Origin of the sequence: Psychrobacillus sp. FJAT-21963 (assembly GCF_001420585.1) — a bacterium.
GTDB lineage: Bacteria > Bacillota > Bacilli > Bacillales_A > Planococcaceae > Psychrobacillus.
This window is the reverse complement of record NZ_LJIY01000002.1, coordinates 679,524-704,608: the sequence shown is the minus strand read 5'-3', so window position 1 is coordinate 704,608 and position 25,085 is coordinate 679,524. Positions and strand designations below refer to the sequence as shown.

The 25,085-nt window shown below is 35.3% G+C and carries 26 protein-coding genes; 22 read left to right on the top strand and 4 right to left on the bottom strand.

Annotated elements, in window-relative coordinates; all coding sequences use genetic code 11:
- Positions 1-13: 13 nt before the first annotated feature.
- The 3 genes from AN959_RS09375 (at position 14) to AN959_RS09365 (ending at position 2,143) form a co-directional block, all read left to right on the top strand.
- Entirely contained in the window at positions 14-628 is a 615-nt protein-coding gene (locus AN959_RS09375; protein ID WP_056830171.1) for an FMN-binding negative transcriptional regulator, read from the top strand.
- Positions 629-708: 80 nt separating this feature from the next.
- Positions 709-1,347 carry a LysE family translocator gene (locus tag AN959_RS09370; RefSeq protein WP_056830169.1) on the top strand — a complete coding sequence of 213 codons (639 nt, stop codon included), beginning with the start codon at positions 709-711 and terminating at the stop codon, positions 1,345-1,347.
- An 88-nt stretch (positions 1,348-1,435) separates the two neighbouring features.
- Positions 1,436-2,143: a B3/4 domain-containing protein gene (locus tag AN959_RS09365; RefSeq protein WP_056830167.1), complete on the top strand. Its 708-nt coding sequence runs from the start codon at positions 1,436-1,438 to the stop codon at positions 2,141-2,143.
- 377 nt (positions 2,144-2,520) lie between these two features.
- Here the strand turns inward: AN959_RS09365 and AN959_RS09360 are convergent, their stop codons facing one another.
- A complete protein-coding gene (locus tag AN959_RS09360; RefSeq protein WP_056830165.1) occupies positions 2,521-4,113 on the bottom strand; it encodes a GMC family oxidoreductase in 1,593 nt (530 codons plus the stop codon).
- Between the two features lie 638 nt (positions 4,114-4,751).
- Between AN959_RS09360 and AN959_RS09355 the strand changes: the two genes are divergently transcribed.
- Positions 4,752-5,156 carry a DUF1259 domain-containing protein gene (locus AN959_RS09355; RefSeq protein WP_056830163.1) on the top strand — a complete coding sequence of 135 codons (405 nt, stop codon included), beginning with the start codon at positions 4,752-4,754 and terminating at the stop codon, positions 5,154-5,156.
- 502 nt (positions 5,157-5,658) lie between these two features.
- On the opposite strand, the gene AN959_RS09350 is transcribed toward AN959_RS09355, so the two are convergent.
- A complete protein-coding gene (locus AN959_RS09350) occupies positions 5,659-7,116 on the bottom strand; it encodes a polysaccharide deacetylase family protein (protein ID WP_056830161.1) in 1,458 nt (485 codons plus the stop codon).
- A 766-nt stretch (positions 7,117-7,882) separates the two neighbouring features.
- On the opposite strand from AN959_RS09350, the gene AN959_RS09345 reads away from it, so the two are divergent.
- The 11 genes from AN959_RS09345 to AN959_RS09295 all read left to right on the top strand — a co-directional run bounded on the left by AN959_RS09345 (position 7,883) and on the right by AN959_RS09295 (position 16,803).
- A complete protein-coding gene (locus AN959_RS09345; RefSeq protein ID WP_056830158.1) occupies positions 7,883-8,686 on the top strand; it encodes an extracellular solute-binding protein in 804 nt (267 codons plus the stop codon).
- 38 nt (positions 8,687-8,724) lie between these two features.
- A complete protein-coding gene (locus tag AN959_RS09340; protein WP_056830156.1) occupies positions 8,725-9,207 on the top strand; it encodes a hypothetical protein in 483 nt (160 codons plus the stop codon).
- A gap of 96 nt (positions 9,208-9,303) precedes the next feature.
- Positions 9,304-9,849 carry an RNA polymerase sigma factor gene (locus AN959_RS09335; protein ID WP_053589320.1) on the top strand — a complete coding sequence of 182 codons (546 nt, stop codon included), beginning with the start codon at positions 9,304-9,306 and terminating at the stop codon, positions 9,847-9,849.
- The gene (locus AN959_RS09330) at positions 9,846-10,568 is read left to right on the top strand and encodes an anti-sigma factor (protein ID WP_056830154.1); all 723 of its coding nucleotides are present in this window, start codon (positions 9,846-9,848) and stop codon (positions 10,566-10,568) included. Before AN959_RS09335 ends, AN959_RS09330 begins: the two co-directional genes overlap by 4 nt.
- Before the next feature lie 1,095 nt (positions 10,569-11,663).
- Positions 11,664-12,143 carry an N-acetyltransferase gene (locus AN959_RS09325; RefSeq protein WP_056830152.1) on the top strand — a complete coding sequence of 160 codons (480 nt, stop codon included), beginning with the start codon at positions 11,664-11,666 and terminating at the stop codon, positions 12,141-12,143.
- 500 nt (positions 12,144-12,643) lie between these two features.
- Positions 12,644-13,060 (top strand): VOC family protein, encoded by a 417-nt coding sequence (locus AN959_RS09320; protein WP_056830150.1) that lies wholly within the window; start codon positions 12,644-12,646, stop codon positions 13,058-13,060.
- A gap of 379 nt (positions 13,061-13,439) precedes the next feature.
- A complete protein-coding gene (locus AN959_RS09315; RefSeq protein WP_056830148.1) occupies positions 13,440-14,270 on the top strand; it encodes a sugar nucleotide-binding protein in 831 nt (276 codons plus the stop codon).
- Between the two features lie 123 nt (positions 14,271-14,393).
- Positions 14,394-14,918 (top strand): GNAT family N-acetyltransferase, encoded by a 525-nt coding sequence (locus AN959_RS09310; protein ID WP_056830146.1) that lies wholly within the window; start codon positions 14,394-14,396, stop codon positions 14,916-14,918.
- Between the two features lie 179 nt (positions 14,919-15,097).
- Positions 15,098-15,568: a DUF3291 domain-containing protein gene (locus AN959_RS09305; protein ID WP_056830144.1), complete on the top strand. Its 471-nt coding sequence runs from the start codon at positions 15,098-15,100 to the stop codon at positions 15,566-15,568.
- A gap of 160 nt (positions 15,569-15,728) precedes the next feature.
- Positions 15,729-15,998, top strand: a complete 270-nt coding sequence (locus AN959_RS09300) for a hypothetical protein (protein WP_056830142.1) — start codon at positions 15,729-15,731, stop codon at positions 15,996-15,998.
- Between the two features lie 235 nt (positions 15,999-16,233).
- Positions 16,234-16,803: a dihydrofolate reductase family protein gene (locus AN959_RS09295; protein WP_056830140.1), complete on the top strand. Its 570-nt coding sequence runs from the start codon at positions 16,234-16,236 to the stop codon at positions 16,801-16,803.
- A 358-nt stretch (positions 16,804-17,161) separates the two neighbouring features.
- On the opposite strand, the gene AN959_RS09290 is transcribed toward AN959_RS09295, so the two are convergent.
- Positions 17,162-17,575, bottom strand: coding sequence for a MerR family transcriptional regulator (locus AN959_RS09290; RefSeq protein ID WP_053589330.1), 414 nt, complete (start codon positions 17,573-17,575; stop codon positions 17,162-17,164).
- Between the two features lie 274 nt (positions 17,576-17,849).
- Here AN959_RS09290 and AN959_RS09285 point away from each other — a divergent pair, with 274 nt between their 5' ends.
- The 5 genes from AN959_RS09285 to lepB all read left to right on the top strand — a co-directional run bounded on the left by AN959_RS09285 (position 17,850) and on the right by lepB (position 21,708).
- Positions 17,850-18,890 carry an NAD(P)-dependent alcohol dehydrogenase gene (locus tag AN959_RS09285; RefSeq protein ID WP_056830138.1) on the top strand — a complete coding sequence of 347 codons (1,041 nt, stop codon included), beginning with the start codon at positions 17,850-17,852 and terminating at the stop codon, positions 18,888-18,890.
- Between the two features lie 165 nt (positions 18,891-19,055).
- Positions 19,056-19,637: a sugar O-acetyltransferase gene (locus tag AN959_RS09280; protein ID WP_056830136.1), complete on the top strand. Its 582-nt coding sequence runs from the start codon at positions 19,056-19,058 to the stop codon at positions 19,635-19,637.
- A gap of 286 nt (positions 19,638-19,923) precedes the next feature.
- Positions 19,924-20,271 carry a hypothetical protein gene (locus tag AN959_RS09275; RefSeq protein WP_056830135.1) on the top strand — a complete coding sequence of 116 codons (348 nt, stop codon included), beginning with the start codon at positions 19,924-19,926 and terminating at the stop codon, positions 20,269-20,271.
- A gap of 174 nt (positions 20,272-20,445) precedes the next feature.
- Positions 20,446-20,946 carry a hypothetical protein gene (locus AN959_RS09270; RefSeq protein WP_056830133.1) on the top strand — a complete coding sequence of 167 codons (501 nt, stop codon included), beginning with the start codon at positions 20,446-20,448 and terminating at the stop codon, positions 20,944-20,946.
- A gap of 192 nt (positions 20,947-21,138) precedes the next feature.
- Positions 21,139-21,708, top strand: a complete 570-nt coding sequence (gene lepB / locus AN959_RS09265) for a signal peptidase I (RefSeq protein WP_056830132.1) — start codon at positions 21,139-21,141, stop codon at positions 21,706-21,708.
- Between the two features lie 204 nt (positions 21,709-21,912).
- On the opposite strand, the gene AN959_RS09260 is transcribed toward lepB, so the two are convergent.
- A complete protein-coding gene (locus AN959_RS09260) occupies positions 21,913-22,449 on the bottom strand; it encodes an HXXEE domain-containing protein (protein WP_056830130.1) in 537 nt (178 codons plus the stop codon).
- Positions 22,450-22,645: 196 nt separating this feature from the next.
- On the opposite strand from AN959_RS09260, the gene AN959_RS09255 reads away from it, so the two are divergent.
- Together AN959_RS09255 and AN959_RS09250 are read left to right on the top strand one after the other, a co-directional pair.
- Positions 22,646-23,119 (top strand): hypothetical protein, encoded by a 474-nt coding sequence (locus tag AN959_RS09255; RefSeq protein WP_056830128.1) that lies wholly within the window; start codon positions 22,646-22,648, stop codon positions 23,117-23,119.
- A 207-nt stretch (positions 23,120-23,326) separates the two neighbouring features.
- The gene (locus AN959_RS09250) at positions 23,327-24,694 is read left to right on the top strand and encodes an MATE family efflux transporter (RefSeq protein ID WP_056830126.1); all 1,368 of its coding nucleotides are present in this window, start codon (positions 23,327-23,329) and stop codon (positions 24,692-24,694) included.
- Positions 24,695-25,085 lie beyond the last annotated feature (391 nt).

Here is a 25,085-nt window from a genome sequence, read left to right as displayed (position 1 = left end):
GAGTTGTTCAAACATGTTTATTCCTAAATATTTTAAAGTCACGGACATGGATGAAGTCAAAGAGTTTATTCAAGCAAACTCTTTTGGAACCATCGTCACAACAAAACAAGGGAAACCAATTGCCACTCATATACCTTTGGAGTTTAGAAAAAAAGGCGATGAATTTTATATCACTGGACATATGGCCTATGGGAATCCTCAATGGAGAACATTCGAGACGTGTGAGAACGCACTTGTTATGTACCAAGGACCGGATGCGTATATTTCTTCTTCATGGTATGGTCATGAAAATGTCCCGACATGGAATTATCAAGCCGTCCATGTATATGGCAAACCGGTTATTTTAGAGCAAGAAGAGTTAAAGCAAGACCTGGTTATGTTACTAGAAAAATATGAAAAACATCGGAAAAATCCAATTTTATGGGATAAGCTTTCGCCTCAGCTATTGGAAAGGGAACTTAAAGGTATTGTAGGATTTAAGATTAAAGTACAAGAAGTTCAAGCCGCTTATAAATTAAGCCAGAATCGAAATGAGGAGGATTACGGCAACATCATTGGTCAACTACAGAAGGAGGAAGACCTGAATTCTCATCAATTGGCAGAAGCGATGAAAAAAAATAAAAAATAGGGGGAAATGAGAAAAAAACATTATGTATAACCTAAACATTTTCAACTCGTGTGCAAAAGTAAAACAAGGAGATGCATCTTATGGATTTTTCAACTATTTGGCTATTTGTAATTGCTGCTGCTACAGTGTTAATAATACCCGGACCAGCTGTGTTATATATTATGGCAAGAAGTATAGAACAAGGAAAGAAAGCAGGTCTGGTATCAGTTCTTGGTGTATCTCTTGGTGGTTCGGTTCACGTTTTAGCTGGAGCAATTGGAGTTTCTGCGATCCTTATGACATCAGAAACAGCCTTTAGTATAGTGAAATACTTGGGTGCTGCTTATCTTATCTATCTGGGGTGTAAGACTTTATTTTCTAGACCTGATAAAACGACTTCAGAAATTCCAAAAGCCCCTAGCCAAAAATTATTAAAGATTTTTTACCAATCTGCGCTCGTAGAGATAATGAACCCTAAGACAGCACTCTATTTTTTAGCCTTCTTTCCGCAATTCATATCACCTTCGGCTGGATCAGTCCCTGTACAATTTTTGCTTTTAGGAACTATATTTCTAGTCTTGGCTTTTATTTGTGATGGTCTGTATGCAGTTCTTGCAGCAAGTATTAGTAAGCGAATTTTAGGTAGTAAAGTGAGTTCAAAGTTACAGAGTCGAATAACTAGTTATCTGTATATTGTTCTAGGAGTAATCTGCGCCTTTGCGAGCCCCTCCAAAATATAAGAGTGTTATGTTAAATGTATCAAATTGTGACACAATAAATAGCGATTATACCAAGAAATTAAGTAAAATATAATGGAGTGATATTTTTATGCCTAAATTTATCATTGAAGAAGGTTTTTGGAAGTTATTCCCTCATGCAAAAATAGGAACCGTTATTTGCCAGGGGATTGATAATTCAATAAGGGATGTAGAAATTTACGAAATGATGCTGCTAGAGGCAGAGAAAGAAGCACATAAATTTCTTAGTCAGGAGGAATTCAGTAGTAATCCAGTCATATCCGTTTGGCGAGAAGCATTTCAGAAATTCAAGACAAAGAAAGGGGCAAGGTGTTCCATCGAAGCCTTATTAAAAAGAGTGAAGAATGACAATCATATCGGAACAATAAACCCGCTTGTTGACATCTATAATTCAATTTCATTGCGTCATGGGTTTCCATGTGGTGGAGAAGATATCAATACTTTTGTAGGTGATATTAGGCTAACACAGGCAAATGGAAATGAACCGTTTACCCCATTGGGAAATGATGAAAATGCTTCTCCATATGAAGGTGAAATTATTTATAAAGATGATGACGGTGCAATATGCAGATGCTGGAATTGGCGTGAAGCTCAGAGAACGATGTTAACAGAAAATACTAAAAATGCATTCCTCTGTATTGAATCAATAGATGAAACAAGAAACGATGAGTTTCATATGGCGCTTAACGGTTTGGCTGATTTGGTTTCACATTATCTTGGTGGTACCGTGAAGATTGAGGTATTAGATATTAATAATAGAGAAATTACAGTTTGTTGAGATTTTTATTTAAACTAACGGGTGCTTTAGTTGAAGAAGGAACAACAAATTAATCAAGCTTTTTTATGAAACTGAATACTAAATCACAACGAAAGAATCCATCTTGAACAATCTATTTTCAAAATGGATTCTTATATTTTATGATTATATAAGGGTTAAAGAGGAACTTTTAAATTTAGTTATTTTCAACATATGTCTTTAAATCTCTACTATTATATATACTATCCAAACTTTCAAACAAGTCGTGGAATGAAGTTATCATTAGACCAACAAAACAAGTAATGTAAATCACAGAATAACTGAAAATAGACAATTGGCAGGGGACAAAAGCCTTTTTTTAAAACTAATAATTGAGTTCATTCATAAATATAGAGTGTTCAATTAAAATTTTCATTTAATAATTGTTTGGCAATGGTATATCCAATTAGAAATGCAGGGGCAGAGGTATTGCCATCTACCGTAAAGGGAATGATCTGTGCATCCGCAACGATTAAATTATTTACTCCATGCACTCTGCCAAAACGATCCACTACACCTCCCTTATTTATTGGTGCCATCCGCAATGAACTTTGTTGATGGTGATTATGACCGAAGTTTTCTTTAATGAAGTCTTCAAGAAGTTCATCATCATTTATGGTTTCAAGTGTTGGATTTATAAGCTGGTAAGTTGGGTCGAGCTTTGAAAGCTTTTCGGCAATATCTTTAATATACGTTCGATATATTGCTTTAATGGCTTGTAGGTCATCATCGTTTTCAAAAAATCCTTCATCGGCCAGTACAATTTTCAAAGGATCATTGTTTTGTATTTTAATGGAACCTCGGCTTTTGGGTTGTAAACATATTATCGCAATATTTAATTGCCCCTCTGCCACAATTCCTATTAGTTGCACCGCTCTTCGGCGAGTGCCATTTCCTGAAAGTGGGTGCGGCAAAAAGGCTCCACCAGTATAGAGGGCAAACGGGTCGTTTTGAAGCTCAGGAATATCCTTTTGATTCATCGTAAAGGTTGCGGTATTCAACGTGTGATTCGTTAAATATTCCCCTACATTCGGATTATCAAAAACGACTGATATGCCAGCCTGTTTTAAATCTCTGGAAGGGCCAATTCCGGATAGCATTAGAAGGTGGGCGCTGTTGATTCCTGCTGAAATAATCACTTTTTTACGGGCAAATGCTTGTACCTTTTGTCCCTCTTTTAGAAATTCAATTCCAATTGCCCTTTTTCTCTCGAAGAGAATACGGAGGGCATTGGATTTATAAAAAACTCTTAATTTCCGTCCATTTACGCCAATTCCATCTGGAGTCATATTATTGGAGGATAAAAATGCAGTGGATGCACTTTCACGCTCACCATTCGTTTTTTGAAATAATTGCCAGCGGTAAAAAGGGCCAATTGGGGTTTGGGGATCATTATAATCAAGAATTTTTTTAAAGCCTGTTGCCTTTACTATCGCTGAAACCAATTTTTTTGTCACGCTTGGCGGTTTAGCAGGAGCTTGCCTGATATTTAAACGTCCATTAAAGCCATGAACGTCTGGATTATTCGTTTTGCCATGATAGTCTTCTAACTGTTTAAAGCTTTGAATTGCTTGTTCGGGTGACCACAATGAACCTAAAAGTCTTTCCCATTCTCTTAAAACAGCAGGTGTGGGTCTGACATATTGTTCTCCATTAATGGAAGATCCACCGCCAGAAAGCCGGCCGGTTGTCCATTCGAACGTTCTATCATCCACAAATTCTTGGGGAACGCCTTCTCCTTGCCAAAAATATTGTGGAAAGAATTCCTCTTCCAGTTCAAGAGCAAACCTGGAATCTCTAATTGGTCTATCTCGATCATTATTTTCTCCTGCTTCCAATACTAAAACAGAAGTTTTTTTGTCATCCGTGAGTGTCTTAGCTATAACAGCACCAGCGGGTCCAGTTCCTACAACAATATAATCAAAAAATTTTTTTGACTGGTTCGAGTTCATTTTTCATTCCCCTTTTTTTTCATTTATTTATCTTATGAATAATCGAAGGGGAAGAAGTGGGTGAAGATAATCTAATTTATCAAATATAANAAGGGGAAGAAGTGGGTGAAGATAATCTAATTTATCAAATATAACTATAAATTATAAATTAAACAGACACCAAAATATTATTAGGGGGCCGATACTTAATAAGGTGTCGCTTTTTCGTCGTGCAATAAACAATAAAGTCTGTAAAGAAATGCACTTAAGGTACCGGGTGCTTTAGTTAATGAACAACGGTTGCTATAGTCAGCTCTATTTTATTATTAAACTAACGTTACAAGTTAGTACAATAAGTTAAACCGGCGTTAAGTTAGCTTTATTGTTATAAATTTGGAACAAATTGTGAACAAACTAATTAAAGTAGGAAAAGGAAATGAAAGATTTAAAAAATATTTGAACAAGCTCAAAAGGAAATGTTTCAAGAATTAAATGGTATTTCAGACTAGCAAAACGAATTTAACTAATCGATTAGAAACTCCTTTCGCCTAATAGCAATATTCATAAACTTTTATAGTTCCACGTTTGTCTCTATCTCTATTAATATAGTTTCATACAATAATATAGAACAAAGACTATTAATAGAAAGGAGGGACAAAATGAGATTAGAGTCGAGAGGAGACTTATGTGGAGAATTTGGACGAATCCTTGGAGGAAGTAGTAGTATAGTTAACGGAGCTTGTCTTGTACAAAAATTTAGAAATATTCGATTTACTATTCTTGGAAGAAGAACAAGGTCACCTTTAGTGATTCCACAATTTTTTTCTTTTGAAGATTTGGACAGTCGGGGTAACGCACTAAACCTTGGGGAAACCGTGCTGTTACAAGAGGAGATTAACCCATTGCTCACAGAGTTGAGAAAGAGAAATATCATCGTTACTGCAGTCCACAATCATTGGTTGTTTGAGGAACCACGGGCAATGTATATGCACTTTGAATCTGTCGAACCCCCCCTTGAATTTGCAAGGAAAGTTCGGGAAGCATTTAGAGTATTAAAAAAATGATTTCAATAAATTAAAGAGCGTTCCAATCGGAGCGTTCTTTTTTATATGTATAAAACTAATGGGTGAACCTAATGGTGGTAGTCACTCATGTTGTTACTACTTAGATCAAATCCTTTATATTGGAAACTATATTAAAGACAAAGAATGAACTACATTAAGCAATACTAAAAACGGGTCAAAAGAATTTAATAAGACAGTAGTTAAAGAAGGAACAACAAAATAATCAAGCTTTTTTATGAAACTGAAGATCAAAACGAAAGAATCCATTTTGAATAATCTGTTTTCAAAATGAATTCTTATATTTTATCGTTATATAAGGGTTAAAGAGGAAGTATAGTATTTAGTTATTTTCAACATATGTCTTTAAATCTCTTCTATCTATAAATACTCTCCAAATGGTAGTAAGACTTCCAATAAGTCAATAAGTATAATCATAATGTTCATCTGAACTACGGACGTAAAAGAGAGGCCCAAAAGCCTTGCTTTCAAGTCACTCTTTCTATCACTCATCAAGTTCTGAAACAGTAACAAATATATATCCTTCACTTTTCAAAAATGCAAGCACATTTTCTAACCCTTCCGCAGTAGATAAATGAATATCGTGCATTAAAACGGTGCTTCCGTCATGAACACTACTTTTCACAGATGCTAATAATTGAGAAGCATCACGGTGTTTCCAATCAAGCGTATCAACATCCCATAAAATAACTGGTAAGCTCAAAATGTTCAACATGTCATCATTAAAAGCACCGTAGGGTGGACGAAAAACAGTAGGTGCTTGGCCAGTGGCTTGTTCGATAATGTTATTTGTTCTTGAAACTTCCTCCGTTATTTCCTCCGATGCCATATTCGTTAAGTTTGCATGAGTCCAAGTGTGGTTGCCCAGCTCATGGCCAGCTTCCAACACATCGTTTGCGATTTCTGGATAGAATTCTACTCTGCTCCCGAGCATAAAGAATGTTGCTTTAGCATCGTACTTTGCTAAAGTTGCGAGAATTTTGGGAGTGACTTTTGGGTCTGGCCCATCATCAAAAGTTAGGGCTACTTGCTTCGTTTTAGCATTTCCAATTTGTATGTCAACTGGAGTTTCAGTCTCGCTGCTATTGTTATCTTCTTCAATATCCTCAGAACCTTCTTCAACAGGCGGTTTCGGTAATAATTCAACTGAGTTATCGGGTTTATAAGGTGCAACTAGTTGTTCAGTTAGCTCTGCAAGTGGGACAGCAATAATCGGTGCGCCTGCTGCACCACTAGCTATTTCATACTCGTCAAAATACAAAACAAGTGTATCTTCTATTAACGCAAACTTCTCAAAGTTACTCCATTTCGGTTCGGTAGCTAGCATCATTTCTTCTTCTAGCACTCTATCTTTCAAGCTTGGGTCATTCTTAATGCTATCTCGTACTAGTGATGAAAGTTTTGCAAGTTTAGATTCGTCATGTCCAAATAAATCATCAACCTTTATAATTTCTTCAGACTCTGTGTGGAAATGAATCGTTTTAAAATTTGTATAACCATTCGCACCCCCTAAATACGTTCCTGTAATCATTACAAACGAATAAGACCCTGATGTATGTGGAAATATTTCAAAGGCGATGTTCAATTCTCCGGGAGTCTTACTACCGATCCGTTTATTTTCTTGCATGGCGATTAAATAAGTATCAAGTTGTTCATCTATGTATTTTTTAATCTGTACATTAAATGATTCTACTTTGCTTTGTGGATATTGTATTGAGTAAGGAGAATATTCGTCATTTGATACCTCCGTTTTAATAAGTATTCCAGGAAAAGCCGATTCTTCTTTTGTTATTTCAGGGGCATTTCTGTTGTTGGTGGTTTGTTTTGCATTGCTCTTTGTTGAGTAACTGAGGAAGATGAGGCTTATACTCAGAAGAGCAATTATACCGATACAGGCAACATCAATCCAAGGTCCCCGTTGTTTGTTACGGGATTTGGTCATAAACTGGGATTCTCCTTTCTTTCATTAACTGTAATTCTGTTATTGTGGTATCTCACTTTTACGTTTCGCGAATACGTATCATACTATTAGACGCTTGGATTGATAAAAAAGTTTGCTATAAAAATAACTTCTAGAAAATTAATGTTCAGTTTTCATATTTATTTCATCTCAAGAACGTAGTCTATCAGAATTTTTACTAATAACTTAACTTTCGTAGAGTGAAAGTAGACTGTAAATCTGTTAATAATATTTGCTTTGATTAGTCCTTGACGAGGAGTTTAGCATTCCATTTCTGCTCTTTCATATCGGTCATTCCGCATAATACTGCTTTCATATCCGGAACTAATTAACAGAAATTAATTTTAAACTAATTGTTGTCTAATACAGCTTAAAAACAAAAAGTGTATTGAAGAAAGTGTCTTTTCCCCGTTACTAAAGAGGGGATACCTCTGGCAAAACGAAACATTTTTATGCTTTCTACAACTTCTTCTTTTATTGGAACTAAGCGACGTTTATTTCTCTTCCCAATAATATTCAGGGTATACCCACCTAGTGTCTTGTCCATCAATAAATGATGTTCAGAGACATTGTAGTAAAAAGTGGTTACCTGCGACGGTAAACTTTTATTTATTCTTCACCATACTAATTTCCAATAAATATATGAAACTTTCTAACTATTTTGCAATATAATCAAACCGTTTACAGCTTCCCTTCGTTACCTTTGATAGTACCGTTAAAAAAACATGTATGAAATGGAGTGAGAATCATGAAGAAGACCGTGTTTCTATCAGCTTTACTGCTCTTTGTCATTACGGCTACCGGATTGTCTACCTATGCAAAAATGGACCGTAAGACGGCGTCCCAGTCGACACCAAATTCCAGCCAAAGTGATTATGTCATTCGGGTGTACGGACCAGGAGGACCACTTGGACCGATCAAGGAAGCTGCTGAACATTTTTCAGCAGGAACGGGAATCAAGGTAGAAGTAACAGCCGGACCTGAGGGCAATTGGATCAGCCAGGCAAAACAAGATGCAGATATTATTTTCGGTGGCTCCGAGTATATGCTGCAGGACTTCATCTTTAACCACCCCGAAATGATCGACACTAAATCACGTACGGAACTTTACCCTCGTGCTGTAGGAATATTGGTGAGGAAAGGAAATCCTAAAAAGATTGAAAGCCTGGAGGATTTAACGAAAAATGGAGTAAAAATACTCGATGTGAATGGGGCTGGCCAGCTTGGCCTGTGGGAAGACCTGGCAGGCAGAAAAGGGCTAATCGAAGGCATTTCCCAAAATATTAACCTTTCTGTAAAGTCGAGTGCCGAAGCCATTGAACGATGGAAATCGAATTCCAGTCTAGACGCCTGGATTACCTATGAATCGTGGCATTATCGGCTCAATGATGTAACCGACCTGGTCGAACTGCCCGAAGAAGATAAACTCTATCGTGGAACGCCGATCGCCCTGACGAAAATCACCGATCAGAAAAAAGAGGCACAGCAATTTATTGATTATTTAAGAACGGAAGAATCACATCAAATCTTTCAAAAATGGGGTTGGAAGTAAGAGCGAGCCTTAAATCTTAAAAACTGGGAGGAACATACATGAAAAAAGTAATTTTTACGCTCACGATACTTTCGATTATTTTTGCTTTGGCTGCCTGCGGAAAAAGCACTGAGGAAAAAACAGAGACGAATCAACCCAATCAAGCCCAAACGGAACAATCGGAGCAAGTCCCGGCTGACAGCCTTCAGCTTTTGGAGAATGAGAAAGCTGGAGAGTATTTGGCGGATCCACAGGGAAGGGCCCTGTATTACTTTAAAAAGGACGAAGCAGGAAAAAGCAATTGTAGCGGAGACTGCCTGGCAAACTGGCCGGCATTTACACAGGAGGATTTCGCCGTCCCGGAAGGTTTTGACAAAAAGGATTTCGATACGATCACAAGAGAAGACAAAGGGGTGAAGCAGGTCACTTACAAAGGCTTTCCTCTATATTATTTTGCAAAAGACCAGCAAGAAGGGGATGTAAACGGACAAGGAGTAAAAGATGTATGGTTTATCGTAAACAGCGAAACAGAATTTGAATAAGCTTGCCCAGGGAACGATCAGTCGCGGTCGTTCCCATCCTTACTTTTAATATAGTATAATGGCAATATATTTTTATCCATTAGCAGGGAGTGTCACATGAAAGAAAATTATGATGCGGAATTAATGAGATTGGTAAAAGAAAAACATGGTCACGCATTAGAGGAGCTTTATGATAGATACATAAAACTTGTTTACGGCTTCGTTATGAAGTTTTGTAATGGGAATGAGGATAAGACGAAAGAGATTATTCAGTTAGTCTTTTTGAGGCTATGGACAACAAACAGCCATTACGATCCCGCTCAAGGCAGCTTTGTAAATTGGCTCCTCACGATTACTCGCAATATTTGCATTGACTACCACCGTAAAGAGAAGAGGTATACGCAGCACTATCAAGAGGAACATGAAGAGATCGCCGACCTTGCCAATGCAAACGAGCGACGAGTAAATACAAATGAAATTGAGATGGCGAAAAACAAATTGCCGACGGCACAAAGAAAATTAATCGATTTGCTTTATTGGAAAGGGTATTCTCTTTCAGAGATCGCCAAACTCGAACAAGAGCCGCTCGGTACGATTAAAAGCAGGCTGCACCAAGCTCTTAAAGGATTGAGGAAGCATCTGAAATTGGAGGATATAAAATGAGAAGGGATTGCGACCATTTAATTCCATATATAGCAAATGAGCTCAAGGAGAGCGAATGCATGGCCTTTGTTGAACATTTAAAGAATTGTACGGAGTGTAAGAAAGAATATCAGGAATTGTCTCAAGCATGGAATGCTTTGCCGTATGATTATACCGAAATTGAGGTGCCTGAATCGTTAAAAGGCGAGGTGCTGGGGTTTGTTTTTGATCACAAAACGAAAAGCGGTATGGAAACATCCAAGGCTAAGATGAGCAAGCTTGCTATAATGCTCAAAAACCATTTCACTCCAGTTTCAACCAGTATCGTGGCCGTCTTGTTGCTCGTCATTATTGGCTTTGGAATAGCTAATATACAGGAAAAAAATCGCCATGCTGAAAATATACCCATTGAGATTTTAACGGCCATTCCCTTAAAAGCAGCCAATCAAAGCCACCCGGGAACAAACGGCATCGCATATATTGTCCAGCAGGGATCAGAGAAAAATTTGGTGATACAGGTTCACGAATTACCCGGCGTCGAAGGTTCACAGGTTTACCAGGTTTGGCTGCTGAAAAACGGCATGAGGGAAAATAGTGGCATATTCAAGCCGGACGAAAACGGATCCGGTATACTGACCTACCAGCTCGCAAAAGGGCAGACTTTTGATCAAATTGGCATCACCGTCGAACCGGACGCCAACAGCAACCAGCCAAGGGGAGAAAAAATAGCCGGTTCATAGAATCAAACATTTTTATAAGTCGACATTTAAAGTGGTCAAAAAGAGGAGAACGTACATTAATAAGTCTATTGATTTTGGTGGACTACTAATATTGACTCCTCTAACCATTTTTATTCTCTGTGGTGAAGCGCTGATTTTGCGCTTCATGGATGGCTAAGATTCAATAGTTGAAGAAGGAACAATAATGTAATAATGCTTTTTTATGAAAATGAATACTAAATCACAACGTAAGAATCCATTTTGAACAGTCTGTTGTAAAATGGATTCTTATATTTTATGGTTATATAAGGGTTCAAGAGGAACTTTTAAATTAAGTTATTTTCAACATATGTTTTTAAATCTCTTCTATTATATATAATCTCCAAACAACTTCGGTTTCCAACGATGAATAGCATGATTTTCTCTTGCGAATACTTACTCTAAATAGATGTCTATAGTTTCTGTCCCAACGATCTCATGATGTCATAGTTAACGGAAATAACCTGAATTATATGGAATGCCCGAAATCCTTGATGCATAAGGATTTCGGGCGTTTTGGTTCACCATTCAAGTTATAGTAAGAAGGATTAACGCAAAAGCGACTGAGACTCGTTCAAACAAGAAGGAATAAATGAAATTAAAGTTGTTTTCTAACGAGTTGAACATTAATAAGGGGGTTATAAATAAACTTATGAAACAAATATGAGCGTTGACTCTGGAAGGGATTAACTCTCTTATTGTAGAACTTATTAATGGGGAAATAGTTAGTGAAGAAGCAAGTGTGGTATTTTATGTTGGGGCTAATCGTAATAATCTTAAGCATACCTTTAGGATATTTCTCAATTAATGTAGTGTATTCTAATGAAAACTTAACTGGAGAATATGTTCCTATATTAAATGGGTTCATACCTTCATTTATGATAATTGGTACTTCAATATTTAGCGTTGGATTATTAAATATCTTGAGAGATAAATATTAGTTTGTGAAGAGAGAGTTGTACTTCAACTAACGCGGCAGGTTAGTTGAACAAGGATAGTTAAATAAATTATCTTTAATGATATAATCACTACATTAATAGTGGTAGGATATAGAAAAAATGAATGGGGAATTATAATATGAAAAATTTTGGCGGTGTTGAACTTAAGCATTTTTCTAGTGAGCATATGATAGTATTGAACTCTTTTGTACTTACAGAAGAACAAAAACAATTTTCTGCATTACCAAACAAATTTGGGGAAGTTACAGAAGGCCAGTATCGTATTGTTATTTTAAGTGATAAAACACCTGTTGGTTTCTTTCTTCTAAATTCAAATGAACGAGTTAAGAAATACTCCACTAATCTGAACGCTTTGTTATTAACTGCACTATCAATTAATAATACAGAGCAAGGAAAAGGCTACGCTAAACAAGGGATGTCATTACTGATTGATTTTGTTAAATCTGAATTCCCTGAATGTGATGAAATTGTATTAGTGGTAGATATAGATAATATTCCAGCTCAAAAACTATATTTAAAAGTAGGATTTGAAGATACAAATGAGAGACAAATAGGACGTATCGGCGAAGAAATTATCATGAGACTATCAATAAAATAATGTATAACACCATAACTAAAAATAACTGCATTTTCACCAAATTTATCCATTATACATATAGAAAAACGGTTAGCTAATTACCATAAATTTTAAATAAAGATTGATTAAATGGATTCATTCGTTGTGATTTAGTCTGCATTATATGAGAATTAAAAGGTCATTAAATACTAGGTAATACTTTCCTTTTAGAAACGTGTTTGCTAACTTAATTAATTGTGCATCCATCGGCCCCAAATAGTACAATTCTTTAAGGAAAAGATAAATGTTCTAATTCAACTAACGGGTGCGTTGATCCAAAAAGGATTAATGCACTTTTTTTGAAGTTCTTTTTGAGCTTACGCAGCAGTTTAGTTGAAGAATCTTTATTAGCTCATATTCAACAATCGGACCATTTTCTTGAATAAGAGAAGGGATTATTCGTAAGTAAATCGAAGTTAATCAGAAGATGTTATTTAGTTTAGCATCTGGACGTATATACAACATTAAGGAGGAAATCGATTATGAGTAATACACAGACATTACGAGGACTCACCACAGTCAGTTTTTGGACGGATGATCTAGTAGCGGCAAAGAGGTGGTACGCTGAGCTATTGAGCATCGAACCATACTTCGAACGTCCTGGTTATGCCGAGTTTCGCCTCGGCGACTACCAGCATGAGCTGGGCTTAATCGATAGCCGCTACGCGCCCGAGAGTTCAGCGACCGGACCGGCAGGTGCTGTAGTGTACTGGCACGTCGACGATGTAACAGCAATTTTCAAGAAGCTGTTGTCTATGGGAGCGAAAGAGTACGAGGCACCCACAGAGCGCGGCGAGGGGTTCATCACTGCTTCCGTGGTCGATCCCTTTGGAAACATCCTAGGCATTATGTATAATCAGCACTATTTGGATGTTCTGGGTTCGACCAGAAAAGGATGACCCTCACCGTCAGTTTCCAAAGTTCACCGCGGCTTGGCAAGTTGTACTGTGGTGAGTACCAATTATCTGTGCAGTGGCAGCTGTTTCGATTTATGTTATGCTTACCACAACGGTATTCAACTACTATTCTGGAGAAAAAAAGCACAAGAAATATGAAAAGTTGAAAAGGCTTGAAGAGATAATATTAGTAAAAGACGGGTGCTTTAGTTAAACAAGACCATCAGTTTGATGGTCTATTTCTTTATCCAAAACATCAAGTAGATCTAAGAAATCCATTGTGAAATGTTACACTTAAACTAACGCAGCAGGTTAGTTCAAGAAGGAAAACAATTAAGTTGTGGAGAATACATAATAAAATAAACTAAAAAAGGAAAGATTTATGAGAATACTTATATTAGGAGCAACTGGCTTTTTGGGCTCGAATTTATTCCAACTGGCTTCAGAGAACAAAAATCTAACAGTGTTTGGCACCTCACGTTTTCAACATGAGAACTCTAATATTATGCAAGTAGATGTTACAAACAAACAATCAATAAGAAGTGCCATTAGAAAAATAAATCCAGAAGTAGTTATATGGTCACTTATGAGTTCTGAAGAAGAAACCAAATTAATTAATTTAGGGCTCGAAAATTTATTATCAGAAATAGAGAGTGCAACAAAACTTATATTTCTATCAACGGATGCGGTTTTTGTTGAAGGAATTGGTGGTTACAAAGAAAGGGACCGAATTGGTACCTTGCCTAAAGAAGCAGCCCTAGCTGATTATGTGAACGGTAAATATACTGGAGAAAACCTAATTCTCAATAAACATCCAAATCACGTGATTCTTCGTACTGGCCCACTATATGGTAATAATGGGGATCAAGGTATTGAAAAACGAACCATACAAATAATCGAGAAAATAAAAGAGAATCAGTCATTTGATGCATGGACAAATGTGTATAAAACTTTTGTAAATGTTAATGATTTATCAAGTATGATTATTGAATTGACTAATATAAAATTTAATGGAATTTTGCATGCTGGACCCATACATAAAGAAAGCTACTATACGTTTTATAAAAAGAGATTGGAACAACTTGGATGGAATAATAGTCTTCTCCGCCCAACTATAAAATCTAAAGAAGATGCCCCTTATCTATCTCTTGATACGTCTCTAAATACACAAAAAGCTCACCAATTGCTTAAAACCAATTTTCGCACAGTTTGACTAAGTATTGTTTTTTTTGAGATTGAAAGGACAAGGTGATTGTTATTCAACTAACATCGTGCTTTAGTAGAACAAGGCTGGTCAGGACATAGCTCCTATTGTTAATGTGGAGGGGTGAAACAAATGGATAACGGGTTTATTAAAATTAGAAAAGCAATTTTAAGCGATGCGGAAGGAATAGCTAAAGTACATGTCAACAGTTGGAAAACAACATATGCCAACATAGTTTCTGATGAATATTTAAGTAGTCTTTCGTATGAAAGCCGTGAAAAAATGTGGACCAACTCCATTCCCAATGGAGGTGTTTTTGTAGCAGAAAGCCATGGGGGAATAATACTAGGTTTTTCTAAAGGCGGTAAAGTAAGAAGCAGCAAATATAATGGGTACGATGGAGAGATATACGCTATCTATATCTCAAAAGAGTATCAAGGTAAAGGTATTGGAATTTCCCTTGTTAAACCAGTCATAGATGAAATTAAAGGAATGGGATTAAACTCTATGCTTGTTCTTGTCTTAAAAGATAATATTTCTCGTCTGATTTATGAATCACTTGGACGTAGAAAAATAGATACTGTTGAAGTGGAGATTGGAGGAAAGAAATTTTCCGAACTTGTATATGGTTGGGAAGATATTAGGAATATATTTTAATTATTCTTCTTCAACTAACGGGTGCTTTAGTTTAACAAGCTAAGCCAAAAATCTTTGGTTCAGATTCGGTACATAATATGTATATCCTTTTTCATCTAACGAATCAGGTTAGTAGAAGAAGGATTTTTTACTTACAATTTGAATATATATTGGTAAAGACTATTGATGGAGGGCTCTTTATGGCATTAGTTTCAATTTATACTATTGGTAGGCTTTACCACCCTTATGATCACCCTGCCTCTCGTGAATTTTTTCAAGTTGGAAATGAAGTATATCGTCAGGCAAATAGATCAGGACTAATAGAGGCTTTTTCACCTGAGGGAGTCACTATCTCTGAAGAAACCATAAAGGGTAATGGATCTCCCATTCTTACACTAACAGTATGGAGAGACCTTCAATCCTTATATCGCTTTTCCTATTCAGGCAAGCATTTGCAAGCAGTACGAGATAGAAACAGATGGATTGAGACATATCCAGAAAAACATCTTTCATATGTAGTTTGGTGGACAGAAAAGATGACGGATGTCTCTTGGGAGGAAGCATTCAAGAGATACAACTATTATATTCAGCATGGTCCCACACCTTTTGCATTTGATTTTAAGCATACATTTGATGAAAAAGGGGAGACGTTCTTGATTAGAACCACTTAAAGTAACGGTGTCCTTTAGTTTAACAAACTACGTTAACAATCTTTGTTTCACATCTGGAACATAATGCGTATTATCCTTGTTCAACTAACGAAGCAGGTTAGTTCAACAAGGTTTTTCATTTAAGTGGTAAAATATGTTTATAAGAAGGAGGTTTTATAAAATGATATTAGCAATTTTTATAATACTAGCACTTGCAATTGTTTGTTTATCTTTATACCTAACTACAAGGAATAAGAAAAATAGAATAATAACTGGAATTGTCTTGATATTATCGGTTTTAACGTATCCGTTATCTTTACCTTTGTTACATGAAACTAAAGTGCTTCAAGGATTAGAAGGAACAGCAACTTTAATGCTTTTTTATTTTATAATATTGTTAGGTGGAATTATCACAATCATTGCAGGTCTTTTCAAAAACGATATTAAGTGAAAGTAATAAATAAAACTCTTAGTAAACTAACGAGTGCTTTAGTTAAACAAGACCATCATTTCGATGGTCTATTTTTATACCCAGAACATCAAGTATATTTCGGCAATCCGGTGTGAAATGTTACACTTAAAATAACGCAGCAGGTTAGTTAAATACATTAGAACTTTACGCTGATAACTAAGGTCTGACATATGAAGCAAGTCTGGCAGAAAAACAATATAAAGGAGGGAAAACTATGTCCAATAACGGAAATCAAAGAAGAATAATTTTAGATTTAGCGGTTACTTTAGATGGATTTATTGAAGGGAAAAATGGGGAAGTTGACTGGTGCATCATGGACTCTGATATGGGGTTCATTAATTTCTTAAATCAGATTGATACTATTTTATATGGAAGAAAAAGCTATGATTTATGGGGACAATACACTCCAGAGAATGAGGTTTCTAATACTGAAAAAGAAATTTGGAAATCAGTTCATAGTAAAGGGAAATATGTATTATCTAGAACGCAAAAAAAGACTGATAATAAAGCAATATTTATAAATGATAATATTTTTGAAGAAGTAAATAAATTAAAGAATAGACCAGGGAAAGACATTTGGCTTTATGGCGGAGCGAGTCTTATTACGACTTTTATAAATTTAGGGCTTATTGATGAATTTAGATTATCTGTTCATCCCGTAATTTTGGGAAAAGGAAACCCTCTATTCAGTGATATAAACCAGAGGTTGAATCTAATATTGGTTAATACAAAAACGTTTTCCTCTGGAGTTGTTCAACTCTGCTATCATCGTAATGAGAAGTAATTATTAGCATATTATGCATAATTCAAGGAAACATTCTTGCACAGTTAACGGGTGCTTTAGTTAAACAAGACCATCATATCGATGGTCTTGTTTTATACTCAGAACATCAAGTAGATGTAGTCGATCCAGTGTGAAATGTTACACTTAAACTAACGCAGCAGTTTAGTTGAATTAGGATTAATTAAAAAAAATATGTAAATGAGATACAAACTTTAGAGTCCACTCAAGAAGAAGGATACTTTACGTAAGAAGTATCATCGTATCTTAAAAAAGTTGTAAGTAGGAAGTATATAAATTAGGAAGCAGTAAAATAAAAATACTCCCTGATATCTACACTTGTGAATTGCAGGTGATTCTGTTAATTGTTTGTAGTAATTTCAATCTTTTTTATATGAATATCTTCCGTTCCGGCATCTAATGCAGTCCTGTAATATAAGCATTTATGCTCGATGACTTCCATTGTTTTTTTTAGTTCTTCCATTTGTGCTTCTACAATCGCTTTTCGTTCTAAAAACATGTTAGATCTTTGTTGCAATGTAGAATCCCCATCAGAACACCAATCAATGAATTGTTTAATTTCCTTAATAGGCATTCCTGTGGCTTTTAAACATTCAATTATTTTTAAGGCGTCAATATCGGATTCTTTAAAAACTCTAATTCCGCTAGGTGTACGTTCTACAAAAGGCATAAGTCCCTCTTTGTCGTAGTAACGCAAGGTATAAACTGTAAGATTCAGTTCGTTTGCAACTTCACTAATAGAATAGGTCTTCATCATTAATCTCCTTTTTTGTAGATAGACTTCGAGTTAACTATAGGTTATGTGGGCATCTTATCATGGTATATGCGGGATGTCAAAGACACCATATAGGGAAGTAGAAAATTATATTAATCACTTGACCTAGAGTTAACTATAGGAATTAACATAGTGTTGCAAGGGAAATTGGGTGGGATAAATGAATGAATGGAACATTATTATCCATTATGCATTAATAAACAGTACAAGCCCATTCTCTTGGTTAATATAAAATTCGTAGGAGGTTTTACTTATGATAACTGCTAAAGCGCGAGCTGTTGACGGTCCGGACAAACCCTTTAGAGCGGCTGAAATTCAACGACGTGATCTTGATTTGCATGATGTTCTGATCGAAATTAAATATGCAGGCATATGCCATTCCGACATCCATACTGCTCATGGTGAATGGGGCCCCGTAAACTATCCACTCGTACCTGGACATGAGATTGCGGGAATCGTCACAGATATTGGTGCAGAGGTCACAAAGTACAAGGTTGGTGACCGGGTAGGGGTCGGATGTATGGTTGACTCCTGTGGTAAATGTGAGAACTGCAAAAAAGGAGAAGAACAATACTGTCTCAAAGGAAATATCCAAACATACGCTGGTGTTGATAAATACGGCGAACCTACTCAAGGGGGCTATTCTACACACATTGTTGTACAGGAAGATTTTGTGCTCAGAATTCCTGATAGTATTAAACTAGACGCTGCAGCTCCATTACTTTGTGCAGGTATTACGACATATTCACCGCTAAATCACTGGGGGGCTGGTCCAGGTAAAAAAGTAGCGGTTGTTGGTTTGGGCGGTCTTGGCCATATGGCTGTTCAAATTGCACATGCTATGGGTGCAGACGTCACTGTGCTTTCTCAGACAATGAAGAAAAAAGACGATGGTCAGAAATTAGGTGCTGACAGTTACTATGCAACAAATGAGCCAGAAACATTCGAGAAACTTTCTGGAACTTTTGACTTAATTATTAATACTGTAAGTGCAAAGATTAACTTGGATGCTTATTTAGGAATGCTAAATCTTGATGGCACGTTAGTAAACGTGGGTGCTCCTGCTGAACCGTTATCACTAAGCGTCATTAACTTAATCGGTCATCGCCGTTCCTTTGCTGGTTCGATGATCGGAGGAATCCGCGAGACTCAGGAAATGTTAGACTTCTGTGCAAAGCATAACATTGTTCCTCAAATTGAGGTTATTTCGGCCGATCAAATCGACTACGCATACGAACGCTTATTAGCTTCCGATGTGAAGTATCGATTCGTTATTGACATCAGCACAATGTAATTTGCGTAAATTAATAATTTTTCTTTATTCACGAGGATGTTCTAAAAGTATTACTTTGGGACATCCTTTTATATTAGTTGCTTCAAGGTTGGAATAAGTCAAAAGATAACCAAACAATTTTTAGTGTTAAATTGCTTTGAAAATAAAGATAGGTGGTTTTTAATAATGGACATGAAAGATTTTATAGTTTTTTGTAAGAAAGGCAATCCAATTTCAGGTGAGGATAAGGAACTTCACGTTCTTTTAACCAAGTGTAGTTATGAAGCCCAAAGGATTACTATGAAATTGAATACATCATATCATTCCAAAGAAGAAATAGTGGAGATTTTTAGCGAACTGACAAGTAACCAAGTTGATTCCACTTTTATGTGTTTCCCTCCATTTTATACAGACTTCGGTAAAAATATCACGATTGGAAAAAATGTCTTTTTTAATACAGGGTGTTCTTTCCAAGATAGAGGTGGAATTAGTATTGGAAATGGATCAATGTTAGGTATGAATGTCACGATTGCTACACTTAATCATGGGTTATCATTAGAAACAAGAAACACAACATATCCCTCATCAGTTATAATTGGCGAAAATGTATGGGTTGGTTCAAACGCAACAATTCTACCGGGTGTTACAATAGGGGACAATTCTGTTGTGGCTGCAGGAGCAGTGGTTACTAAGGATGTTCCAGAAAATGTGGTTGTTGCAGGAGTACCTGCGAAAGTATTAAAAGAAATTAATAAAGGTGATAACTAAATTTAGTTTTTAGTATTTTTGATTAATAAAATCTGTTTCAAATAATGTTCCTTAAGAAGTTACGTCAGGGGTAACTCTAACAGGTGCTATAGTTAAAGAACATGGGTTGCTTAGGCAACTCTTTTTCTTATTGAACTAACGAAGCAGTTTAGTTTAACAAGCAAATGGAAAATTAATTTAAAAATGGAACCTCGATTCGTTTCAAACGTATTCAAGTAAAGAAGTAGGTTAGTTTAAGAGTGTTGTATAAATTGTGATCAACTATCGGTGCAGTTAGGGGCAATGTATGAAAACATTTAAAAAAATAATTGAATTCCTAAACAGAATGAAAGAAATCGATTTATGGGGAGATAAAATGGAAGATCTATCCTATAAAGAAGAAGAATACATACACAGAGTTTCAACTCAAAATCCCTATGGGCTTATAGGATTGATTTTGGGTGGAATTGCATTCACTTTCGGACCGCAATACGGCTTTATTCCCGTTATTACTCTTATCTTTTGCATAGTGACCCTATTTACTTTTGATAAAGAAAAAGAAGATAATCCTTGGCCTTTCTACTTGGGGATATTACTTTCATTAATCGGCTTTTGTATGTTTATTATCGGAGCGACACACCACTTAATTCTCTAATTATGCAGCGATAATTTATTCCTGAATCAGGCGAAATTGTGGAATAAGCTTCACTTTTCTTATTCAACTAACGGGTGCTTTAAGTTAAACAAGACCATCATTAGGTATTGTTTTTTTATGTCGAATAGTTAAATAAAATAATACTGAAATAGATGTATTTGAGGGGGTGTAAGTATGAAAAAATTAAGTTTGTTATTCGTATGTTTCTTTTTTCTATTATTAACAGCCTGTAATAATGAAGAACCTTTAATAGAAATTGAAGTAAAAGTTTCTTCAATCAGTGGTGATGAATACAGTAAAGTTGGTGCCACTAAAGATTTAATTGAACCAAAACAAGAAGATTTTAAGGTACTTGAATATACATTTAATATGAAACACACAGATGCTGTGACTAATCGACAAATTGAGAGTTTTGAAGATTGGAGAAAAACGCTAAATAGCATAGATGAAATTGACCGTTATTGGTATGGAAGTGCTTCATCACAAGATAATGCATCTCAAAACTTTGCGGAATATCAATATAAACTTGTTTATTACGCAAAAGGATTATCTGAAGAGGATATTAAGAAAGCGTTTAGTGATGCAAAGCTTACAGTTTCGTGGACTGACAATAATAATGAACAAGAAGAAAAACAATACAAAATAGCGGATTTAAAAGAGTTTAATAACGATTAAGAAGGTCTTATTCTACTAATGGGTGCTTTAACTGAAGAACACGAGTTGCTTTAGACAGCTCATTTTTTAATATTGAACTAACGCAGCAGTTTAGTTTAACTAGCAGGTATTATTAAAGGGAGGTAGAATAAGCTAATTTGATGAGTTATTCAAGTAAATGCTAATTGTTTAAAAGAGAAAGAGGTGTTGAGCGTGAAAAAAGCAAAAGAAAAAAATGAATTATTGGAATGGGCAAAAACAATAGGAATTGCTATTTTATTTGCATGTGGTATTCGATTTTTCCTATTTACACCTATTGTAGTTGACGGTGCTTCTATGATGCCCACATTTGAAAATGGTGACAGAGTAGTAGTGGATAAAATTGGACCAAAATTGATGGAGTATGAAAGATTTGATGTGATTGTATTTGAAGCAAAAGAAGATACTAATTATATCAAACGTATTATTGGTATTCCTGGTGACCACATCGCTTATGAAAACGATGAACTTTTTATTAACGGTGAGAGGTACGAAGAACCCTACTTAGAGGAATATAAAAAAGCTTTGATAGACAATGGTACACTTACAGGAGACTTTACATTAGAAGAATATTTAGGTGAATTAACTGTGCCAGATGGATACTTTTTTGTACTAGGAGATAATCGTCGTAACAGCACAGATAGCAGAGATCCGAGTGTTGGATTTGTTTCGAAGGATAAAATATTGGGTACCGCAAAAACTGTATTTTTACCTCTAGATAATTTAAAGATGATAAAAAGATAAAGTGAATTGTAAATGAAATAAGTTAGTTGATGTTCAAGTTCAACTAACGGGTACTTTAGTGAAACAAGACCATCATTTTGATGGTCTATTTTTACCCCCAAAACAAAAAGTAGATTTTAGCAATCAAATTTTTCTAAATTTAAAAACCATCTAAGGTGACTTTTAAAAATTAATTCAATTTATAATGATTATATATTTTATNTTTTATATAACTTTTTTCCCTAACCAATGAGCAAATAAAACAAGAGGAATTATAAAAAAACCAAAAGGTAGACTTATAATAATAATCTTCCACGTTATGACTTCATTTACTAACAAAGCTTTATATAACATTAAACTGTATGGAAGAATGATTATTAACGACGTTATGGCTCCTGGAGTTATGGAACGGAAAAATATTGCTTGTCCAATATGGGTAAATGCATGGATGAAAAAAGTTAATGTTACTGCTGTAAAAAGATAGATATTAGCAAATGCTCCGTGAGTTAAGTATTGATTGGCCATAATTGTAGAAATGCTAACAAATAAAAATATAATTAATACTGCAAAAGCAAATTGTGCAGTGGACATGGAAAATTGTTTAACTACTCGTTCGGCTAATTTTTTGGGTAATCTTTTATAAACTTCGTGTCTATTCTTATTTAGCCAATTTTCTACCATTATAATTTCTTCGAAGTCATGAAAAATAAATAAAATAGGAAACAACCAAATAAGAGTTTGAACATTTATCCATAGATCCATACTTCTACCTCTTTCATTCATATTTAGACTTAGTTTAAAATATGAAATTTTATAACTATTATACCAATCTTTAATTATGTAGTTATATATTAAAATTGCAATTGAAAAAGTTCCTTCTTCAACTAACGGGGCAGGTTAGTTCAATAGGGAATAGAGAATATAGGCTATAAAAAATTTAAATGACGGAGGTTACTTAATGAAGCTTCCTAATGGAGTAACTGGATTTTATAGTGCAGAACATAATAAACTACCAACAATTGATGAAAAACAATTTAAACAGAAATGTTTTAGTATTATTAGCAGTATTGGTGGAGATGTGTTGGATTTTAAAGAACCACAGGTAACCGCTAATTTTTTTGATGTTGAAGCTAAAATTTTTAATAAACATTTGCATATATTACTTAATGTACATTATCCATTTATGGCTTTTGCTATTGATGTGGAATATGGAAAGATTATTTTTATTGATGAACCTGAGTTATTTAAACAGTTTAGCCCTTTCTATAATGTTCTGGATACAAAGGAACTGAATGCACCTGTAATACTAAGGTTAGATTCTAAAAAGAGAATTGTACAAAATGACAATGAATTTAATAGTGATGAATTGAAACAAATAGCTTATTTGAAGCCTGAAATAATTGGAGACATTATCTTTAATTATTGGGATTAGAACTACGCAAAAAGAAATGACCTTATTCAACTAACAGGTGCTTTAGTTGAACAAACGCAGCAGGTTGATTCCATTAAAAAGAAATGCAAATGAGAAATAGCTAAAATAACTAACAAGGCAGGATAGTTGGGAAAAGACTCTGATAAACAGTCCCTAAAAGCTATATTTCTATTATTCTTTTTAAATTTATTAAGGAAGTGACGGCAAATGTCCTCAAATGGCACGGTTCAAGATCAATCAACCAAACAGAAGGTATGGATTATTTTATCTTTAGCTATTCCAGCGATAATCGAAAATGTATTGCAGACTGTGGTTGGTTTCGTGGATACACTTTTTGTTGCTCGGTTAGGATTGAATGAAGTTACAGCTGTTGGTATTGCAAACACTATTATTGCGGTTTATATAGCTATCTTCATGGCAATTGGTGTAGGGACTTCTTCTCTCATCGCACGAAGTGTAGGTTCTGGAGATTTTGCTAAGGCTAAGTCAATTGCAAAACAATCTACATGGATTTCAATAATCAGCGGAATCTTATTTGGAATAATTTCTTACTTTTTTGCAGAACCACTTCTAAAGATTATGGGTGCAGACCCACAAGTACTAAAAGATGGTATAACCTATTTCCGTATTGTAGCTGTACCTTCTGTTTTCATTTCACTCATGTTTATCTTTGGAAGCATTCTTAGGGCTGCCGGGGATACGAAAACTCCTATGAAAGTAAGTGTTTGGATTAACGTCATCCATATTGGCTTAGATTATGTCTTAATATTTGGCATTTTAAATTTCTCTGGCTTAGGTGTGGCAGGGGCAGCGATCGCAACAGTTATAGTACGGATATTAGGGACAATTGCCTTATATCGTTCCATAAGAAAATCAAAACTCAGTTTCTCTCTTTTTGAGAATACATTCAAAGATACTCAATATATATCTCCAATTTTAAATTTATCTACTCCTGCTGCTGCTGAACGACTTATTATGCGGTTAGGACAGGTGCTATACTTTGGACTCATCGTTCGAATCGGGACTGAAACGTATGCTGCTCATTTGATAGCAGGTAATATAGAAATGTTTTCATATATGCCTGGTTATGGTCTGGCAATAGCGGCAACGACTTTAGTTGGGCAGAGTATTGGGGCAAATCGTCATAAGGAAGCTTACCAGTTTGGTTTATTAACAACGTGGATCGGAATCATAATAATGTCTTTTGGAGGGTTATTTTTATTCTTCCTATCTCCATGGATGGCCACATGGTTCACGAATGATAAGGTAGCTACTGATATGGTTGTAACAGCACTTAGAATAGATGCTTTTGCACAACCTGCTTTAGCAGTAGGTTTAATATTAGCTGGTGCATTACAAGGGATGGGAGACACAAAAAGTCCGATGTATAGTACTGCGATTGGAATGTGGTTTATCCGTGTGTTAGGAGTATATATTTTAGGAATCCAACTTGAAATGGGAATAGCAGGGGTCTGGTTATCTATAGCCATTGACTTGTTAGTTCGGGCTATATTCTTGTTTTTTAGATTTAAAAACTTTTACACAAAGGAAAAATGGAACAAACAACTTTTATGATGTTCATTCTAGAGATCAAGTTAATTAATTTCTTCTTCAACTAACGGGAGCTTTAGTTGAAGAAGGAACAATAAAAAACAAGTTTTTTTATGGAGAATGAATACTAAATCACAACGAAAGAATCCATTTTGAACAATCTTTTTTCAAAATGGATTCTTATATTCATGGTTATATAAGGGTTAAAGAGGAACTTTAAAACTTAGTTATTTTCAACATATGTCTTTAAATCTCTTCTATTAGGCTTAATGGTTCGTGGTGGGTACTGGGAGCAATTATGGGAGAGACAAATGGATGGTTAATCATTATCGTAATTCCATATATCCCTAAATCTTGTTTTAAATTTCGGTTCAATTAAATCTAGGAAAGAGATTTATCTGGTATTAAGTCGAAT

Coding starts and splice junctions, on each gene's coding strand:
- AN959_RS09280 (WP_056830136.1), top strand. CDS start 19,056: ATGGACATGAAAGATTTTATAGTTTTTTGTAAGAAAGGCAATCCAATT.
- AN959_RS09305 (WP_056830144.1), top strand. CDS start 15,098: ATGGCATTAGTTTCAATTTATACTATTGGTAGGCTTTACCACCCTTAT.
- AN959_RS09330 (WP_056830154.1), top strand. CDS start 9,846: ATGAGAAGGGATTGCGACCATTTAATTCCATATATAGCAAATGAGCTC.
- AN959_RS09255 (WP_056830128.1), top strand. CDS start 22,646: ATGAAGCTTCCTAATGGAGTAACTGGATTTTATAGTGCAGAACATAAT.
- AN959_RS09335 (WP_053589320.1), top strand. CDS start 9,304: ATGAAAGAAAATTATGATGCGGAATTAATGAGATTGGTAAAAGAAAAA.
- AN959_RS09290 (WP_053589330.1), bottom strand. CDS start 17,575: ATGAAGACCTATTCTATTAGTGAAGTTGCAAACGAACTGAATCTTACA.
- AN959_RS09370 (WP_056830169.1), top strand. CDS start 709: ATGGATTTTTCAACTATTTGGCTATTTGTAATTGCTGCTGCTACAGTG.
- AN959_RS09345 (WP_056830158.1), top strand. CDS start 7,883: ATGAAGAAGACCGTGTTTCTATCAGCTTTACTGCTCTTTGTCATTACG.
- AN959_RS09360 (WP_056830165.1), bottom strand. CDS start 4,113: ATGAACTCGAACCAGTCAAAAAAATTTTTTGATTATATTGTTGTAGGA.
- AN959_RS09310 (WP_056830146.1), top strand. CDS start 14,394: ATGGATAACGGGTTTATTAAAATTAGAAAAGCAATTTTAAGCGATGCG.
- AN959_RS09295 (WP_056830140.1), top strand. CDS start 16,234: ATGTCCAATAACGGAAATCAAAGAAGAATAATTTTAGATTTAGCGGTT.
- AN959_RS09275 (WP_056830135.1), top strand. CDS start 19,924: ATGAAAACATTTAAAAAAATAATTGAATTCCTAAACAGAATGAAAGAA.
- AN959_RS09270 (WP_056830133.1), top strand. CDS start 20,446: ATGAAAAAATTAAGTTTGTTATTCGTATGTTTCTTTTTTCTATTATTA.
- AN959_RS09300 (WP_056830142.1), top strand. CDS start 15,729: ATGATATTAGCAATTTTTATAATACTAGCACTTGCAATTGTTTGTTTA.
- AN959_RS09340 (WP_056830156.1), top strand. CDS start 8,725: ATGAAAAAAGTAATTTTTACGCTCACGATACTTTCGATTATTTTTGCT.
- AN959_RS09325 (WP_056830152.1), top strand. CDS start 11,664: ATGAAAAATTTTGGCGGTGTTGAACTTAAGCATTTTTCTAGTGAGCAT.
- AN959_RS09285 (WP_056830138.1), top strand. CDS start 17,850: ATGATAACTGCTAAAGCGCGAGCTGTTGACGGTCCGGACAAACCCTTT.
- AN959_RS09315 (WP_056830148.1), top strand. CDS start 13,440: ATGAGAATACTTATATTAGGAGCAACTGGCTTTTTGGGCTCGAATTTA.
- AN959_RS09260 (WP_056830130.1), bottom strand. CDS start 22,449: ATGGATCTATGGATAAATGTTCAAACTCTTATTTGGTTGTTTCCTATT.
- AN959_RS09375 (WP_056830171.1), top strand. CDS start 14: ATGTTTATTCCTAAATATTTTAAAGTCACGGACATGGATGAAGTCAAA.
- AN959_RS09350 (WP_056830161.1), bottom strand. CDS start 7,116: ATGACCAAATCCCGTAACAAACAACGGGGACCTTGGATTGATGTTGCC.
- AN959_RS09250 (WP_056830126.1), top strand. CDS start 23,327: ATGTCCTCAAATGGCACGGTTCAAGATCAATCAACCAAACAGAAGGTA.
- AN959_RS09320 (WP_056830150.1), top strand. CDS start 12,644: ATGAGTAATACACAGACATTACGAGGACTCACCACAGTCAGTTTTTGG.
- AN959_RS09365 (WP_056830167.1), top strand. CDS start 1,436: ATGCCTAAATTTATCATTGAAGAAGGTTTTTGGAAGTTATTCCCTCAT.
- AN959_RS09355 (WP_056830163.1), top strand. CDS start 4,752: ATGAGATTAGAGTCGAGAGGAGACTTATGTGGAGAATTTGGACGAATC.